This window comes from Leuconostoc carnosum (assembly GCF_014207505.1).
Taxonomy (GTDB): Bacteria; Bacillota; Bacilli; order Lactobacillales; family Lactobacillaceae; genus Leuconostoc; species Leuconostoc carnosum.
This window is the reverse complement of the sequence record NZ_JACHGL010000001.1, coordinates 389,579-407,718: the sequence shown is the minus strand read 5'-3', so window position 1 is coordinate 407,718 and position 18,140 is coordinate 389,579. Positions and strand designations below refer to the sequence as shown.

The 18,140-nt window shown below is 33.8% G+C and carries 19 protein-coding genes; 6 read left to right on the top strand and 13 right to left on the bottom strand.

What is annotated here, in order from left to right; translation table 11 throughout:
• Positions 1-260 precede the first annotated feature (260 nt).
• The 3 genes from HNQ98_RS01875 to HNQ98_RS01865 form a co-directional block, all read right to left on the bottom strand.
• A complete protein-coding gene (locus tag HNQ98_RS01875; protein WP_019040054.1) occupies positions 261-785 on the bottom strand; it encodes a DUF3278 domain-containing protein in 525 nt (174 codons plus the stop codon).
• Positions 775-975: a helix-turn-helix transcriptional regulator gene (locus tag HNQ98_RS01870; RefSeq protein WP_019040053.1), complete on the bottom strand. Its 201-nt coding sequence runs from the start codon at positions 973-975 to the stop codon at positions 775-777. Before HNQ98_RS01870 ends, HNQ98_RS01875 begins: the two co-directional genes overlap by 11 nt.
• Before the next feature lie 224 nt (positions 976-1,199).
• Entirely contained in the window at positions 1,200-2,183 is a 984-nt protein-coding gene (locus HNQ98_RS01865; protein WP_135198139.1) for a LacI family DNA-binding transcriptional regulator, read from the bottom strand.
• 210 nt (positions 2,184-2,393) lie between these two features.
• On the opposite strand from HNQ98_RS01865, the gene HNQ98_RS01860 reads away from it, so the two are divergent.
• Together HNQ98_RS01860 and HNQ98_RS01855 are read left to right on the top strand one after the other, a co-directional pair.
• Positions 2,394-4,064 carry a glycoside hydrolase family 13 protein gene (locus HNQ98_RS01860; protein WP_135198140.1) on the top strand — a complete coding sequence of 557 codons (1,671 nt, stop codon included), beginning with the start codon at positions 2,394-2,396 and terminating at the stop codon, positions 4,062-4,064.
• Positions 4,065-4,118: 54 nt separating this feature from the next.
• On the top strand, positions 4,119-5,315 hold the full coding sequence (locus HNQ98_RS01855; protein ID WP_014974335.1) for an MFS transporter: 1,197 nt from the start codon (positions 4,119-4,121) through the stop codon (positions 5,313-5,315).
• A gap of 159 nt (positions 5,316-5,474) precedes the next feature.
• Here the strand turns inward: HNQ98_RS01855 and HNQ98_RS01850 are convergent, their stop codons facing one another.
• On the bottom strand, positions 5,475-6,074 hold the full coding sequence (locus HNQ98_RS01850; protein ID WP_135198141.1) for a TetR/AcrR family transcriptional regulator: 600 nt from the start codon (positions 6,072-6,074) through the stop codon (positions 5,475-5,477).
• A gap of 109 nt (positions 6,075-6,183) precedes the next feature.
• Here HNQ98_RS01850 and HNQ98_RS01845 point away from each other — a divergent pair, with 109 nt between their 5' ends.
• Positions 6,184-6,699, top strand: a complete 516-nt coding sequence (locus HNQ98_RS01845; RefSeq protein ID WP_019040140.1) for an ECF transporter S component — start codon at positions 6,184-6,186, stop codon at positions 6,697-6,699.
• 119 nt (positions 6,700-6,818) lie between these two features.
• Here the strand turns inward: HNQ98_RS01845 and HNQ98_RS01840 are convergent, their stop codons facing one another.
• Positions 6,819-7,442 carry a GNAT family N-acetyltransferase gene (locus tag HNQ98_RS01840; RefSeq protein ID WP_184284895.1) on the bottom strand — a complete coding sequence of 208 codons (624 nt, stop codon included), beginning with the start codon at positions 7,440-7,442 and terminating at the stop codon, positions 6,819-6,821.
• 141 nt (positions 7,443-7,583) lie between these two features.
• Positions 7,584-8,933 carry an FAD-dependent oxidoreductase gene (locus HNQ98_RS01835; RefSeq protein WP_135198143.1) on the bottom strand — a complete coding sequence of 450 codons (1,350 nt, stop codon included), beginning with the start codon at positions 8,931-8,933 and terminating at the stop codon, positions 7,584-7,586.
• Positions 8,934-9,028: 95 nt separating this feature from the next.
• On the opposite strand from HNQ98_RS01835, the gene HNQ98_RS01830 reads away from it, so the two are divergent.
• Positions 9,029-9,673, top strand: coding sequence for a Crp/Fnr family transcriptional regulator (locus HNQ98_RS01830; RefSeq protein ID WP_019040004.1), 645 nt, complete (start codon positions 9,029-9,031; stop codon positions 9,671-9,673).
• 324 nt (positions 9,674-9,997) lie between these two features.
• Here HNQ98_RS01830 and HNQ98_RS01825 read toward each other — a convergent pair whose 3' ends face one another.
• From HNQ98_RS01825 to HNQ98_RS01805, 5 genes are all read right to left on the bottom strand, one after another.
• Positions 9,998-10,612, bottom strand: coding sequence for a Type 1 glutamine amidotransferase-like domain-containing protein (locus HNQ98_RS01825; RefSeq protein WP_135197412.1), 615 nt, complete (start codon positions 10,610-10,612; stop codon positions 9,998-10,000).
• Positions 10,613-10,793: 181 nt separating this feature from the next.
• Positions 10,794-11,789 carry a phosphatase PAP2 family protein gene (locus tag HNQ98_RS01820; RefSeq protein WP_135197413.1) on the bottom strand — a complete coding sequence of 332 codons (996 nt, stop codon included), beginning with the start codon at positions 11,787-11,789 and terminating at the stop codon, positions 10,794-10,796.
• A 231-nt stretch (positions 11,790-12,020) separates the two neighbouring features.
• Positions 12,021-12,878: an alpha/beta hydrolase gene (locus HNQ98_RS01815; protein WP_135197414.1), complete on the bottom strand. Its 858-nt coding sequence runs from the start codon at positions 12,876-12,878 to the stop codon at positions 12,021-12,023.
• 116 nt (positions 12,879-12,994) lie between these two features.
• The gene (locus tag HNQ98_RS01810; protein WP_135197415.1) at positions 12,995-13,414 is read right to left on the bottom strand and encodes a YjdF family protein; all 420 of its coding nucleotides are present in this window, start codon (positions 13,412-13,414) and stop codon (positions 12,995-12,997) included.
• Positions 13,415-13,832: 418 nt separating this feature from the next.
• On the bottom strand, positions 13,833-14,594 hold the full coding sequence (locus tag HNQ98_RS01805; protein WP_135197416.1) for an acetoin reductase: 762 nt from the start codon (positions 14,592-14,594) through the stop codon (positions 13,833-13,835).
• A gap of 335 nt (positions 14,595-14,929) precedes the next feature.
• Here HNQ98_RS01805 and HNQ98_RS01800 point away from each other — a divergent pair, with 335 nt between their 5' ends.
• Entirely contained in the window at positions 14,930-15,727 is a 798-nt protein-coding gene (locus HNQ98_RS01800) for a CPBP family intramembrane glutamic endopeptidase (RefSeq protein ID WP_135197417.1), read from the top strand.
• Positions 15,728-15,865: 138 nt separating this feature from the next.
• Positions 15,866-16,012 carry a hypothetical protein gene (locus HNQ98_RS01795; RefSeq protein WP_172600973.1) on the top strand — a complete coding sequence of 49 codons (147 nt, stop codon included), beginning with the start codon at positions 15,866-15,868 and terminating at the stop codon, positions 16,010-16,012.
• A 175-nt stretch (positions 16,013-16,187) separates the two neighbouring features.
• On the opposite strand, the gene tenA is transcribed toward HNQ98_RS01795, so the two are convergent.
• Together tenA and HNQ98_RS01785 are read right to left on the bottom strand one after the other, a co-directional pair.
• Positions 16,188-16,853 (bottom strand): thiaminase II, encoded by a 666-nt coding sequence (tenA, locus tag HNQ98_RS01790; protein ID WP_135197418.1) that lies wholly within the window; start codon positions 16,851-16,853, stop codon positions 16,188-16,190.
• 2 nt (positions 16,854-16,855) lie between these two features.
• Complete coding sequence (locus tag HNQ98_RS01785; protein ID WP_135197419.1) at positions 16,856-18,121, bottom strand: acetylornithine deacetylase; 1,266 nt, start codon at positions 18,119-18,121, stop codon at positions 16,856-16,858.
• Positions 18,122-18,140: the final 19 nt, after the last annotated feature.

Below are 18,140 nucleotides of genomic sequence, written 5' to 3'. Positions count from 1 at the left end.
TAATTGTAAGCGTTTACATTACACCTTAATTTTACACCATCCCTCATACATTGCAAACTAGTTTTTTTCATTAAAATAAATCTACTCTTGAAATTATCGCATAGATAAACTAAATCATTTATCGTTAACTATGCCAAAAAAGCCCAGTAGCTTGGACGGATTTTTTACGCTGTCCAAGCTACTGGGCTCTCTTCAGGATGGTCGTATGTTATTTCTTATAACGATAAAGTAATTTAATAAGTTTATCCTATTATAATTAACTACTTTACTGTCTTTAAATTCATTCTTTGAAAAAAGTACATCGTTATACCAAAAAGAATACCTTCAATAACGTACACTATCATTATGTGCCATGATGTCAACTCACTAAAACCTGGCGACGTGATGCCATTAAAAATAAAGGTCAATGTGCCAAAACATACACCTTGTCTAATGGATATATCCACTAAACGTTTCTTTTGGCTTTGAATATCTTTTGCTGCCACTTCATTTTCAATTAGATGTCTTCGCTTGGTTGTAATAATAATATATCCACTGATGCCGAACACGACAAATAATAGATTTGCCATAATATACCAGATAATTACGTCCTCTGAATGTTTATAGTTATCGAGACCAAGAATTAATAAAACAATACAATTACTCAATAACATATAGCAAAACATTGCTATAAACCCAGTATTACCAATCTTATAAAGTTCTTGCCGCCTATATTCGTCTAATACCCCTTGAACGCCATAAAAGCGTTTTATCATTTTTGTTGCAAATGTTTCCTTAGTTTTCATTATTTTCCTCCCAGAAAAGTGCATTCAAATCAGTATCAAGCACGTGAGCTAATTTTAAGCAAAGCGATAATGATGGATTATACTTATCATTTTCAATCAAGTTAATAGTCTGTCTAGCCACCCCAACTGCTTGTGACAATTCGTACTGTGACATCTTTTTTGCTTTGCGATACTCTTTAATATGATTCATACTGAACTCCAATGTCATTTATATATGACTAACACTAGTATAAAATAAACGTCCTTTTATGTCAAATATATATGACATATTGATTTTTTTGATCTGTGATCCTGTTTTCAACCTGTATTCTACGAATTATCGCCATAATTCGTTCCCTCTTGAACAAATTGAATGATCTAATCATCATTTGAATTCTAAAAAAAAGCCCAATATAATAATTTTTATGACTTTTATCAAGTACTTTCTCGTTCATCTATTTTAAATGGAATATACATATAATTAGAGACAGCATTTTCGTCAGCAAACAGCATGTTCAATGCTGTCTCTCCCATTGTGAAAAATGATTGTGTGACACTTGTCACACGTGGGCTCACGATATCAACTAAATAGGTTCCGTCAATACTAACAACCGCCAATTGATTGGGAACATTAATATTTAATTGCTTTGCTGCATTAATGATGCCTATGGCTACCAAATCACTTGCCCCAATCACTGCTGTAATATCGGTATTTTCTTTGTAATGTTGCATAGCAGAAAAGCCACTTTCATACGAATAATCCCCTTCAACAATCCAATCATTACTATGTGGCAGATGATAATCATTTAAAGCTGCCAAATACCCAGATACACGTTGCCTGCCAATAAAACTGTTCTTTTCTAAACTCGATAACCCTATTTTTTTATGTCCCTTTTCAATCAAAAATTTAGTCGCCTCGTACCCAATTTTAAAATCATCTGATGAGACAAACTGAGATTCTTTGTCGATTGCTGTTGAAACAAATACATGTGGAATATCACTGTTCTTCAACAGATTTACAGCATCACCAAATAATTCTACTGAAATAAGCAGGATACCATTAACTGGCCTTTCAATCACATTATTCAGCGCCTTGATCTGCATTTTTTCATCATTATCGCCAACAAATAGAATAATGACATTTAAGTTTTTCATGTCAGCACCCTTTTGAATGCTGTCAATAATTTTCATGGCAAAATTGGTCTTGGGTGTGGGTACCAAAACTGCAATAACATTACTATGCATCGTCACTAATTCTACGGCAGCGGTGTTTTTTTTATAACCTAATTCTCGAATAGCTTTTTTTACTTTTCTTTCAGTTGATGAAGAATAGGCTTCTTTTTTTCCTGCTAACACGCGAGAAACAGTTGCTATTGATACATTTGCATTTTTAGCAACATCTTTAATTGTTACCGACATAAGTAACCCCTTTTTTATTTAGTAACTCATTTAATTATATATCAACGCTCTTTATTCACAAAAATTAAATAAATTCTTAGATTTTTGTTACAATCACCGCCATTTTAAGTTTCTGTTTACGTAAACGTTTACTTTCTTTACTTGTAGGCATTGTAAACGTTTACGCAAAGTGTTATTCTGTACTCATAAATATAAAAGGAGAATTTGCTAATGACAAAGCAGTGGTTTAAGGACTCAGTAGTTTATCAAATATATCCTATGAGTTTTCAGGATAGTAATAATGATGGTATCGGTGATTTGAATGGTATTAAACAACGTTTACAATATATTCATAATTTAGGTGCAGATGTAATTTGGTTAAATCCCATTTATGTTTCACCAAATAAAGATAATGGTTATGACATTGCGGATTACAAAAACATTAATCCAAACTATGGTACGATGCAAGATTTTGAAGAATTATTGCAACAAGCTCACCAACTTAATCTTAAAATTATGATGGATTTAGTTGTCAATCATACATCTGATCAGCATGCATGGTTTAAAGAAAGCCGTACCAGTCAAGATAATCAATATGCAGATTACTATATTTGGAGAGATCCTGTTGACGGTCATGAACCAAACAATTGGCTAGCAGCATTCGGTGGCTCAGCCTGGACTTATGTTCCTGAACGAAAACAGTACTATTTGCACATTTTTGCCGAAAGCCAACCAGATCTTAATTGGGAAAATCCAGAAGTGCGCGAAGCCGTGTTTGATATTGAACGTTTCTGGTTAAACAAAGGTGTTGACGGCTTCCGTATGGATGTTATCAACTTAATCTCAAAGCCTGAAGGCTTACCAGATGTTCCTGCACCCGTAACATCTGGCACAACAATGGATTTTGTTGCCGATGGTCATCGCTTAAATGAATTCTTACGACAGATGAATGATGAAGTCTTATCTAAGTATGACACCATTACCGTTGGTGAGATGCCTGGTGCTACACCCGATGATGCGATTAAATATACTGGTTTGAATAGCCATGAATTAAATATGGTCTTCCAATTTGAACATGTCGCACTAAGTCCTAATCCGGATGTTCGCATGGGTAAATGGAATGATGAACCTGTTAAATTAGTTGAATTAAAACAGTCGTTAAATCGCTGGCAAACAAGTCTTGATGGTAAAGGTTGGAACAGTCTCTATTGGAATAATCATGACCAACCTCGTGCAGTATCCCGCTTTGGAAACGATTCAAATGAATTTAGAGATGTGTCAGCAAAAATGTTAGCTACTACCTTGCACATGATGCAAGGTACGCCTTATATTTATGAAGGTGAAGAATTAGGCATGACCAATGGCCATTTTACTAAGTTGGAGCAATATGAAGATATTGAATCAATTAATTTCTATGATGAGCTAGTCAATCAAAAACACATCGTCGATTCAGAGCTCATGCTAAAATATTTAACCATTATGTCGCGTGATAACGCTAGAACACCCATGCAATGGAATGAAGAAATCAACGCTGGTTTCTCAACAGCAACACCTTGGTACGCGCCAAATAATAATTACACCGAAATCAATGCTGAAAAATCTCTATCTGATAAAACTTCTGTATTTTATCACTATCAAAAGCTAATTCAGCTTCGTCATGATTCAGAAATAATTAGATACGGTACGTTTGAACCAATTGACTTTGATGATGACCAAGTTTATGCTTATCGCCGTCACTATGAAGGTCAAACAATACTTGTTTTAAGTAACTTTACCGATAAAACCATTACACGTGATTATCAACAATTAGACGCAGACGAATTATTGATTAGTAATTATACTGATGACCAAGGAAAAACTTTACGTCCATATGAAAGTAAAGTATATCTTTTTAAAAAATAAACAATAAAATCAATCATATTTGACAAAAATAAATAAAAAAAGAAGGTGTTATCATTGAGTGAAAAAAATCCCCACTCAAAAGTTTTTATCTTAGCTATCCTGTCAGTTTCTATTATGATAACAACAGGTACTGCAGTATCTTCCGCATTACCTGAAATGGCTAAAAGTTTCCCCAATATTTCTGTTGAACAAATTGATATGATTGCAACTATACAGCAATTCTCAGTTATGGTAACTTTGCTGCTATCAGGTATTATTTCTAAAAAAATAGGCATCAAAAAGACTATTACTATTGGTTTAATATTAACTGGTGTTGCAGGTGTATTTCCATTCTTTTCTCACAGTTTTGTTTTAATATTAATTTCCAGATTAATTGTCGGTTGCGGTATTGGTTTGTTCAATTCATTGGCAATCACAATTATTGATTTATTTTATGAGGATCCTACCCGTTCTCAAATGCTTGGATTCCGTTCCGCAACAGAACAAATTGGTGTTTCAATTCTTAACATAATCGTTGGTGCACTAGTTCTAATTAATTGGCATGCTTCATTTCTAATTTATCTTTTGGCCTTTCCACTATTGGCCTTTTTCTTAAAAGTCGTACCAGAACCATCAATTCCTGCAGGTAGGAGTGATAAAAAGCAAAAAATTAATTTTCCAGTTATTATTATGGCCATTTTGATGACACTAATGGTCGCATGCTCGACCTCGGTTATTATTCAAATTCCAAACATCATAGTGACCGACCTATCTAAATCAAGCGCTGTTGCCAGTTTAATCATTTCTGTCAATACATTGATGGGTATGGTTACAGGAATATTCTTCGGACGAATATATGGCTTTGCTAAAAAATTTGTCTTACCTTTAGGCATAATATTTATGGCGTTTGGCGCATTAGTTATTGTATCTTATCATAATGTCTTAGGTGTCACACTAGGTGCAATTATTTGTGGTATTTCTTATCCACTGATTGGTTCATATATTTTCTCGTTAGTCAGTGTGATTGCCCCGGAGGGTTCAGAAACCTTAGCTAACTCAACAATATTAATTGGTGCAAATTTGGGCTCCTTCGCCACACCTTTTTTCCTCAGTGGACTAGGTAAACTCAATTCATTATCAACAAAATCTGGACCATTTTTAAGTATGTTTTGGCTACTAATTGTTTTGACAATAATTGTATTCGTTTATCAAATATTTTTCCAAAGAAAAACAAGTAAAAAATGGTCAGCTAAGCATGATTACCAGCAGTAATATAACTAAATAGTTGAAAAATTGACATGTCATCAACTATTTATCTATAGTATCTTTACTGGCTATTAACCAAATAACAAAAAAATACAGATACTTCAAATTGACAGTTTGAGTATCTGCATTTTTATTGACTTAAATTTAGAATATGTCGTACTGTTTCTAAAGTAACTTTTTGATAAACATTTCAAATTGATCATCTATTTGTTTTTCTTTTAATTCACCTGTTAATGCCAAAATACTCATACCCTCAATAATAAACATAAAGTTATCAGCAATTATTTTTATATCATGAGAATCAATTTTACCCTGTTTAACACCAAGATCCAAAATTGATCTCACTGTTGCTTTAGTCGCATTCACCTGTTTTTGTTTCAAACTTCTGTCACGATCTGAATGATGTGTAAATGAATATTCGTACATTGCTCGCAGTAATGAACAACCGTTAGCCATATGATTTAGGAGACGATTTTTGTGTTCCAAAAGATAATCATTTAATATTTGTTCAAAGCTTGGTTGTTTTATCACAGCTTCACGAATTTTATCAAATTGATGAACTGAACGTTGTGTCATTGTTTCAAAAAAAATGTCATCAACAGAAGTAAAGTATAAATAAATACCACCGCGACTAATACCACAAGCTTCAATAATATCTTGCATCGTAACGGCTGAAAACCCTTTTTTAGAAAAAACTTTTCGAGCGTTGTTCAAAATTGCTAATTTTTTGATTTCACTTTTCTTAGTTAACGTTTTGTCACTCATAAAAGCCTCCTCCTCATGAAATTATAATATGACATTAATGTCATATTATAGTATAATTCACTTTATGAAATGACACAAGTGTCATTATTGGGAAAGGAGTTTAAAATTCATGAAATTAGACATACATAAGGTTACAGGCATTGCGGTTTTGATTGCAATTAACAATATTTTAGGTAAAGTCAGTATTGGTCCATCATTTGCTAGTGTCAACTTTGGGTTCATCGCATTAGTTATAGCAGGTTATCTATATGGTCCTAAATTAACGATGTTGGCAGCAATATTATCTAATATATTAGCATTTACGATAATGGGAAATGGTGCATTTTCATTTTGGTTTTTGATACCTTCTCTTTTAGCTGGGGCAACATATGGCTTATTAACTAGACCAACTTTATTTCGTATAATTATGGTCAATATTATTGTGGTTATTGGCATTAGCTTTTTATTTAATACAAGTCTAATTGCCTTTGTTTATAATCTGAACTATGAGTCATTATTGGCAACTAGAGTATTGAAAATGATCGCTAGCTTAACTGTTCAAATTATAATAACGCATATCCTTCTAACACACACAGCTATTAAGAATTTGAAGTACAAAATAATACCCATAAAACGCGGGGTTTAATAATATAAATTTTGTTTGGTTACTTCAATGACTTTTGATAGTGATTTTACCTTTAAGGCTATTTAGAGCAACACCATTCTGGCACGAACTTAATTATTAAATCTCAGAATCAGAGCTATTTATATGATTGTATCTTGGTATAAAAATGACCATGTTGTAATCTTATTTTCTTTCATAGTAAAAGTTTCTTTTTTTGTGATTGAAAATCCATTTTTTATATAAAATTTGGCATTAACATTTGAATTAGTAATCAATCTCAAATTAAACTGCTTTGATTTATTCTGAATCATCTTTTTAATTTGGGTGATTATTTGTGATCCAAAACCGCTTCCTTGTTTTTGTGGACTAATGACCAGCGTATCTAAATACCAGTACTTTGGCTTATATTCGTTTAAAATGCTATCTGCCTTAATAATATTTTTAAGTATTTTACTAGTGGTCAACATAATAATTTTAAATAACGACACAACGGCACCAGCTTTCAAGTAATCAAAAATGGTCACAGAACTATTTTGTAGATTTATCAAATTAAATGTTCCAATTAAATCACCATCTTCGAAGCACACATAACAACTTTTTTCATTAATATAGGCTATCGTATTCAATTTAAATATTTCTTGCAGCGCGTTTATTTTTGATGAATGATTACTTGGTATATTGAAAAGTTCATAATTTTTAAATGCCTTATAAACCAATTCAGAGATTTTATCACTGTCTTCCAATTCTGCTTTTCTAATATCCATTTTTTGTCTCCTCTCGTTTGTGTTCACTGCTAGTTTACAAGCAAACATCCATGTCCGAAAATACTACTAATCCATAAAAAGCAGTTAACCAATCATATCATTTCAAATAAATAAAAAACACTTCTTATACAGAAATGCTTTTTACTGACCGTTGGCTTTATCTAGTGCTGCTTGGGCTAGAATATTCAAATAGTTTAATGGTCGATCAAACCATGGTTGGAATAACATATCGACAAAAGCTAAATCGGTAATCGTCATGCGATTTTGAATAGCAATGGAAGCTGCATTTGCCGACTGTGCAATATCATACTTACTCTGCAGTTGCACGCCAAGAATACGTTGTGTTTTGCGATCCCATGTAATACTCATCAAAACTGGTTCAGTCGATGACATGAATTCGGGTCTAAAATTATCAGTCATTGTCAAGGAATCAACATCCATCCCAAGCTCACGCGCATGCGCAGCTGTCAAGCCAGAAGATGCCATAGTTAAGTCATATAATTTTAATCCAGACGTTGATTGTGTCCCCATATACTTAATTTTTGGTGCCATTAAATTATAACCAATGAGTGTTCCCTGCCGTACAGCATTTGTTGCTAAAGGTATATAAGTGTTTTCACCGGTTGGATTATAATGCACAGCTACTGAATCTCCTGCTGCAAAGATATCAGGATCACTAGTTTGCATATAGTCATTAACTATCAATGCGCCATTAGGCGTAGTCTTTAGTTTGCCACTAAAAAGACTCGTGCTTGGTCGGAAACCAACTGACATCACAACTAAATCTGCTGCAAAACTGCCATCATTTGTTTGTACAACAACTGCATCATCTTGACTTTCGAAGCGTTGAACAGTTTTGTCAGTTTCAACAGCAACCCCATGTGATAGAAAGAGTTCATGGACATTTTTCGTAAACGCTTCATCAAAATAGCGATTCAGAACAGTAGGCTGATTATCAATTAAAGTAACCTCTTTACCTTTAACATTGAAAGCTTCAACTAATTCTGTCCCAATATATCCGCCACCCACAATGATTACACGATTTATACGATCATCATTAGCATAGTTAATTAATTCTTGAGCGTGGGTATAGTTTTTAGACAATACAATTCGGTTATCTTCAATACCTGGAATACCTGGAATAATAGGCCAAGATCCTGTGGCTGCTACGAGTTTATCATAGTGTTGAACAGACGTCTTACCTGTCACTAGGTTAGTAACTGTAACTGTTTTTTTAACATTGTCAACAGCGGTTACCTCGTGATTCATGTGAATGTTAGCACCTAAATCTTTTAATATTTCAGGTGATGAATAAAACAGGTCTTTTATTTCTTTAACCTCACCTTGAACAGTCAAAGCAATACCACATGAAAGAAAAGATACGTTGTCATTTCTTTCATATACATCCACTTCAACTTCGCTGTGTTGTTTCAAAATAGACTTTATTGTAGCTGTCCCCGCATGCGTTGAACCAATAATAATTACCTTCATGATTAACCTCCAATATTTCATAGACTAAGTTTATATTTCTATTGTATAATTTAATCAGTAATTAAAAATTGACTTACGTCAAGAAAGAGTGAAATATGTCACATTCTGAATTTGCATGTGTGAAATCTGCTCCTATTTTTTCTGATTTAGCTGATGAAATAATTGCCCAATTAGTCACTATTTCAACTCACCAAAAAGAATATATGTCTGGCAGTTATATCTATCATCCGGATGATGATTTAGCGGGACTTTTTTTAGTTGACTCTGGCCAGGTTGATATTTTGAGTGTTAATGACAACGGTCAGGAAATATTACTATATTCTTTACATAGTCATCAAATGAATGTGGAAGCTTCTTTATTTACCGATGAAAAACATCATCATTTTGCGCGCGCAAAGACAGACGCAAAAATTTGCATGATTCGGAGAAAAAACTTTCAAGATCTATTACATCAACATCCAGAATTAGCTATCAAGATTTTAAATGCCTATGGTAAACGAATTACTGAATTAGAAAATTTGCAAATTAGTCTGTCGTTACAAAGTGCAGATGAACGTTTAATGCTATATTTAAACAAAATGTCCAATATCAACATGCAAAAAACATTTCGTCTGAATGGTACAAAAAAGGAATTAGCTGCATCACTGAATATCGCACCCGAAACACTCAGTCGCCTATTTAACAAACTGAGTCATGATGGGAAAATAAAACTAAATAAGCGAGATATTACAGTGTTATAGTCCACCACACTCAGAAGCCATACGATAATAAAGACATAGAAAGAGCCGTAGTTAGCGCTACGGCTCTTTCTATGCTATCGAATTATAATCATGAAAAACTAAATCCAGCCCTGACAACAATTTTACAGCAACAGGCTGAATATTCCCTGAATTCGAAAAAACCTTGGTTGTCTTGTCACTTATATTCTCAACATTTGTTACATTATAATTATTAATCATCATTTAAAACCATTATACATAATAAACGTACCATCAGACAAAATTGGTTGACTTGCATATGAACAATTTGAAAATATTACTACAATAGCCCCATGCTGTTTAAGATTAATATATTTTTATATCATCATTTAGAATAGTAATTACTTGTTTATTATCAATTGGAACCAAGTTTATCTGACACTTGTATACTTCAAATATTTCTTTAACAGGTTCAATGAATGGCTTTTCGATGTAATGTGGCAATGGAAAAAAATCTATGACATTAAGAGATGCATCATTTTCTAGATCAGGAGCCAAAGATTTATCGTCCATCGTCTCACAGTATCGAATATTTTTTGAAAGAATAATGCCACCTGCTGATTCACCAATATATAAGCAATCTTTCAAAATTTTATGACGTAGTAATGTTAATAAGCTTTTTTGTTTAATTGCTTGAAGTAAGTAGAATGTGTTTCCACCCGCTACACAAATTATTTTTGCTGTTTCTATTTTTTGATAACATGTCAATTCATTTTCTGCGGTAATATCTAGAAAATCTAACTTGTATCCTAGATTTTGCAACATTTTTATGCCATCAGCCATATATTTCGTATAGGATTCAACATTTGCAGCAGTTGTTATAAATAAAATTTGGTCTTGAACATTATCAGTCTTCGACATGAATTCTAATAGTTTTTGTTGCGTACCAGCCAAATAAGATGTAATAAAAATTTTTGCCATTTCATCCCTCTTAAATATTCTCAAAATTAAAGTGATAATTGATTATATCATAAGGGCATAGTGCTTCATAACTTGAGGAAAATTTGTCTTTTCAGGTAATTAAATGAAACAAGAGGTAGTTTGTTAGTTATTTAACTAGCAAGCTACCTCTTTTAAAAATTATTGTATTTTAATTTAATTGCTATTGTTTTAACACATCTGTTGTTGGTTCAACAAAATGGGCTGCCAACAGTCGACTTGCCATAAAAATAATTAGCCCAACAATAATGCTGGATACCGTGACGTCACTCAACCAATGGGCACCAATTCGGACACGGCTCATTGCTGTTAATATGCCCATAGCGATGCCAAATATTGTCATCTTTTTTTGCAAGCTAACATGACCACGTGGCACAAAAAATGTTAAATATAAGAATAACCAACCGGACATTGTGTGCCCAGATGGAAATGAGTTATGCCCGTTGATACCATTCAAGTGATACCAAGGCGTGAATTCACTCATAACTTGACCTGAAACAGTTGTCATTTCATAAGGGCGAAATCGTCCCCATAAGGATTTCATATCTCCAATTGTTGTTTGTGCTACAAAAACTACTACAATGCCGACTAATGCAGCCGTTACTAGATAGCTCACATTGGCTTCGCTCTTGCTCTGTATCCAATTGTAACATATGGTAGACAACAGAATTGTTAAGACAACTGCTAGCCCCCAACGTAATATTTCAGGATAATTCTTTTCAGCGGTTGTGTTATTTGCTACACCCATTGGTATCCCTTTGGACAAGTTATTGAACATTGAATAGGTATAACTCAGCATATCTTGTAAAATAGCTAGCATTTGATTCAATGCAAAGGCTAATGCACCAGCTGTTACTACGTAACGTAACACATTTTCTTGAACACGACGCCAAATAGTCCATGCAATAATTTCAAAGGCAACAAAGGATACAATGCCTGCCCCTTGATCCGCATAATTTTGAAAAACATTACCAAAAATCGAGTTTTGATCCATCACAGTGGTTGTTACATTTTTGTCAAAAAACGTTGCCACAGCGAGGCTCAATACACCAATACCTAGTAAAATTATCAATACATTTCTTTCACCAATCGTCGTTTGAAAGCCCTTTTTAGGCGTTTCAAGCGTTGTCATATTCACACCGTTACCTGTCAGTTGCATAGGTCCATCTCCTCATAGTTGATACCTTTAGTATAAAATACCTATGTATTAGCTCTGTAAGCTTTTTGTAAAATTTTGCTCTGAAGGTGTTTAGTCATCGATAATGGCTAATAAAAATACCCTGATAATAATCTACTGAATAATAGTTCAGATACTTAGTACCAACGTATTTTTAGAATATATTGGCATAAATGATTCCTCATATTGTTAACTCACCATATTAATTCAGGGTTACTGCCACAAAAATTTTCCCACTAGACGATTAACATTGTTATTTTCATGTAATTTACTATGTTGACCCATGACCCCATGAATTTCGATTTCGCGGTAACTATGGTATCTATCTTGTAAAATATATTTTAATGATCTAGAAGAAACATTTGAAACACGACCATCTGAATTCGTACCATCATCAAGATTACCGTAAATATTTAAGATATCTACTTGTTTTTTAGGATAATTATTGCGGTGTTGGTATAAATCACGAAAACTATCGTTTTGATAACGTGGCGCACCAGTCTTTAAAAAATAATTACGATTAACCTTATCATCAAGTCCAATTATACCGTCAAAATGTCCAGCAAGATTTACTTGTTTCTCAAGTTTTGGTAATTTATCATTACTGCCATGATTCATTTGATAATACATTGTTATTAAATTTCCCATCGAATGTGAAACAGTATTAAATTTCTTAACATGATAGGTACTTTGTAATTTGGTTAAAATATTTTTAAACCACTTTTGAGTTACATTATAATTACCATTTTTATTATCTTGTAGGACAATTTGAATGATTGGTCGATTGATTTTTTTAGTCCATTTACCCTGGAATTTGACATCACCTTTTTTTGATACGATTACTGTTAATACTTGATCAGCATTATAATTTTTCTCGGCATAATCAATCATACTGTTAGTAGAACGAGCGCCAGCACCCCATCCGTGAATATAAAGTGTTGGAATATATTGAGATTGATCAACATTGACCGCTTGGTCACTTTTACCAACACTATGCCTATACCATAAAATAGTTACAATAATCACGATTACTACAACTATCACAATTTTGAAATATCGTTTTTTTAACATTAATAGCTTTCCTGTTTAATTATTCAAAGCTGAAGTTTTTGTCGCTTAAATCGTTTGGATGTGTCATATTTAAAAAGCACCGCGATCTTTTATATTGTATTGATTGACAACATAGATTAATGGCCTCGATGTTTTGCTTTCTTCTTCTCTTGTTTTATCTCGAATTTTCGCTGCTTTAGAACTTCATTATGAGCAGTGTTCGAAGACTTCCTTTTCATTTTTCGTTCGTTTAATTGCTCTTTTAAAGCGACTTGAGCACCTGTACCAACTCCTTGATTAATTTGCTTTTTTGCTACACATTGTAATCGTTTTGGATTAATCTTGTTTTTCTCTATTTTATTTTCTAATTCTTTGGTAAAAAAATGAATTTTTGACCAATTTTCTAAAATAAAATTTTGAATTAAAGGCAGTTTAGGTTCGGATGTACCTAAATTTATTTCTGCTACTGCATATGATTTAGCCTTACTAACTTCAAAGATTCCTTTATAATAGGGCGGATCAAAAATAATTGTTAAAGAACTTGTTACCGTGCACATGTTGACACCTCCATAAAAGTAAAATAGTTCAGAAGATGGACAACCATGGAGGCCGGTTACTGCTAGATATAATCTACATCCGGACTACCTACCGGATTGTGTTTTTTCTTCTGTGAATAGAATAACATTAATATTTTTTGTTTTCAATAATATTCATTTGATGCTATTAAATTAAGCTCACCGATTAGTATGGCAATATATTTATCTGCTAAGTTGCTTTTGAATCAATCAACGCTACCGTTATATATCAAATTTTGGAAAACATTCTAAATAGTTTATTATTGTAATCCCATTAATTGTTATTGAAATGATTATTTTTATAGCAATAAAAAAATCCCTTTTCTTAATCACATTTTTAGTGACTAATGCCAGAGAATATCTTTGTTACATCACAATCATTACTCGTCATAATAAAATTTTATACGTAATTAATACCACCATCAACCAAAATTGATTGACCAGTAATATAATTTGATTTTTCATCAGCCAAGAATGACACTAAGTTTGCAACATCGGCTGGTTCTTCACCACGCCCTAAAGCGATGCCATCAATGTATTCTTGTTTTGTTTCACCCAATGGTCGATCATAGATTTTCGCCATTGCTGCATCAATTTGATCCCACATTGGTGTCAATACGATACCAGGGCAATACGCATTAACTGTAATTTTGTCTTTTGCTAATTCCTTCGCAGCTGCTTGGGTAATACCACGCACTGCAAACTTTGTAGCTGAATAAATTCCTAACAACTCAACTGCTTGGTGTCCAGCAATAGAACAAGCATTTATAATTTTGCCACCCTTACCTTGCTTTTTAAACTGTTGAGCAGCAGCTTGTACACCATATATCGTGCCGTTGACGTTAATATTAAAAATCTTGGTAATTTCTTCAGGCTTTGCATCTATAATGGCAGCAATTTGTGCAATTCCTGCATTATTAACAAAAACATCTAGTTTCCCAAAATCTTTGACAACATCATCAACTAGTTTGAACATGTCATCATGATTTGAAATATCAACATAATACCCTTTTGAACCGTTACCAACAGATTCAGCAACCTTAGTTGCATTATCTTTATTCAAATCCGCAACAGCAACACTAAAACCATCTGAAGCGAGTTGTTTGACAATACCCTCGCCAATACCTTGTCCGCCACCAGTAACAACAGCAACTTTAACCATGTGAATTTCCTCCTTTTTAATGACAACTATATTATAGTCTTGTAACCCCTTACATTCAAGTGTTGATTATTATTTGTGATTAAAACTTCTTTCATAATGTATGACATTAGTACTATCAATCTATATAGAAATCTATTCACCCGTATTCTTGCTGTGCAGGTTTCAAGTAAAAACACTATTGTCACGATATCTAATAATTTAATCTATGATGTCTACTGTTTATTCAAATAATGTTGGACATTTTTGTTTAAAGTGTCCATTTTAAAATACCTTTTCCTATTATTTCCATGTTAAAATGATAAACGTAAATGATACATATCTAGGAGAACTAATTTATGAAAAAAAAATTACTAATCGTTATGGGCATAATTCCTCTAATTTTCCCATCACTTACAATGCGTATTTCGATAGGTATCTTAAATGATAGCAGAGAATTTTTAGGTAGCATAAGATTCCCAATTTATGAGTTGCCATTTATTATAGTATACATTTTACTTATAAAGCTGGTTTGGCAATTTAATTTTGGATTCACAATCAAAAAATGGGCAATTCCTGTTGTTGCAACTACCTCAATGTTAGCAACAGTTGTTGGTAATATTGTTGCTTCAAAATCTTTAGATACCATTTTTCATCAACTACCTATTGGTCAAATATTTGTAGCTTTAATTGTTTCATTAGTGTCATCGCTTATTATCGGATTATTTGAAGAAACTATATTTCGTGGTGTAATATTCAACTATTTTTCTCACGTATTTAGAAAAAGTAATTATCAATTCTTATACTCTGCATTATTATCTAGTTTAATTTTTGGACTTATTCATTTAGGTAACACGTTATATGGTGGACAAAACTTAGCATATACTTTGTATCAAGTCATATACGCTGCTGCAATGGGATTTCTTTTTGCAGCTGTGTACGTCAAAACAAAATCGATCATTGTTCCAATAATACTACATGCGCTTATTGATTGGTCAGATCTTTTCTTTAATTTATCTGGGGAACCCGATATGTCAGGGGCTAATTGGCTCCCAATTTCTGTCACTCTGACACTAACAGTTTTGTATATTGCATCCGATATTATAATTTACCGAAGCGTTAAAAATGAAAAACTAGGCTCAATTGGATTTAAATAAACATTCTGTCATTAGATAAATAAGCCTATATTTTAATCAATAGCTTCGCTCAATTAAAATAAAAAGACAGTAATAAACATGAACTGAACCCGATAACTTGGACAAAATAAAATGTCCAGAAAGTTATCGGGTTTTAATATGGCTCAATATATAAATGAATTCAAATTAAAAGTTGTCAAAACATGTTTATCAGAGATTGCCAGTCAAAAATTACTAGATCAACAAATCATACCTTATCAAGAACGTAACATGTTAAAATTCAAACAAAAAAAAGTGCGTGTTTGAACAGCGCACCAATGGCAAGTTATTTAGTTTAGTGACACGTGAATTCAAATGGTGGATTGAGTTTGAATCAACTCTAATATTTAAGAAAAATTCCACAAATCATCTGTCACTAGTCAGCAATGTAAGAATTTGACGTAAATTAAAAAAAATACAGACTCATTAATCTAAAAAATGATCAAACATCCCACTTTTCTTCTTGATAAGCCATTTCCCAAAAGAGTACCTCATAGCGTAATGCATTTTTAAAAATAGTCGTTAAGTGCACGCGTTGGGTTGATGTCTGTTGCGCTGTTATGGTATCAAATTTTTGCATTAACCACTCAGTTAGACTACCAAAATCAGATGAGCTATACATTGCAATCCACTCACCATACAATGCATGTTTGGCACCCGGTGAATGGACTAAACTTTTCCCAATCGCCTCATATCCCCACATGCAAGGTAATAATGCAGCTAAAAGTTCTGCCTGCCCACCACTTTGGGCAACTGATAGCAAATAATTTGTGTATGCTAAAGTTGTTGGTGCCGGTTCTGCCGATGACAACGCCTCTTCACTAATGTTGAATCGCGCAGCATACTGACGATGCAATGCCATTTCTTCAGTTAAAGTTGCATGCAGGATTTTTGAAAACTGCGTTATGGTTGCCAAATCAGTACTTTTGAGAGCACCTAGGGCAAACATTTTAGCATAATCTTTAAGATACACATAATCTTGTATCATATAATATTTGAATTTTTTGACCGGCAAAGTACCAGCACCAATTTCTTGCACGAATGGATGGTTCAAATTAGCTTGCCAAATGTTGTCAATTTCTGTGATGATTTCATGACTAAATCCCATATCTACTCCTTTTTAGTATGTGTCCACGCGACAATAAACTGTGCCAAGGATTTACTATATTGCACCAAACGCGCAACTGAAATGCTTTCATCAACTGCGTGCGCATTGCGTAAATCGCCAGGTCCGTAAATAGCAGCAGGAATATGTGCATCACCAAACCAACCACCATCCGTTACACTTGTGGAAACAGAAAGTTTGGTTTTCTCACCAAAAGCACCTAGGTGGGCGTCTAACAATGTTTGAACTGCAGCATGCTTTTCATCTACTTCTAGGGATGGAAAAATTTCACCTCGATCTTCAATCATTGAACTGCCGCCCCACTCAAAAGTAGGTAAATGATCTCGTAACCATGGATCTGCTTGTGCTAAGCGCGTCACAAATGATTCGACTTCCGATGTGACAGATTGATAAGTTTCATTTGGATAAAAATGAACCGTTATCCATAAACGTGCTTCATCTGCAATAAATGCTGCATTTCTACCCCCCTCGACCACTGCTGGATTAATCGTGTTCGTCCCAGCAGGAAAACCCGGATAGGTTTTGTTAATCGCCCAATCACGTTCTAATTCTTGCAAACCAATGATTAACTTTGCCATTTTTTCAATAGCACTTGCCGCTCTTAAACCACCGCCAGCATGAATCATTTCACGACGTAAGCCATCATGGTAGGTTTGGTCACTTTTAATCGTCACCCACCCTGTAATAACACCCCCTTGCCCTCGAATTTCTAAATCACTTGAATCTATTACAAGCGCAAAGTCTGCTGTATAACCATGATCAATTGTTGATTTCGTACCGGCTTCGCCAACTTCTTCACCAATCACTGATTCAAAAAGAATTTTACCCGGTAAGACAATGTTTTGATCATGCAAAATTTTTAATGCAAATAACGCAGCCGCCAGGCCGCCTTTCATATCTGATACACCGCGCCCAATGACTCGGCCATCATGAATCACAGCCTCAAACGGTGAAAATGTCCATTTTTCATCAGGATTTAACGCTGCAACGTCCATATGTCCGTTAATAATCAAACTCTGACATGTCGGATCGCCAGCTTTGGTACCAACCACGATATCATCATTTTCATACAATGCCCATTGATCAATATCAAAACCTAAAGGCCGTAAAAAATCAGCAACAAAATTCTGAGCCTCTCGCGTATTTCGTGCTGGTGGTGCTGGTGTTTCGAATGCAACTAGACGCGCCACTAAATCTAATAACTCACCTTGTCGTGTCTCAATTTGTCGATTAACCTCTGTTAAATCCATGCTTTACCTCCACGAAAAA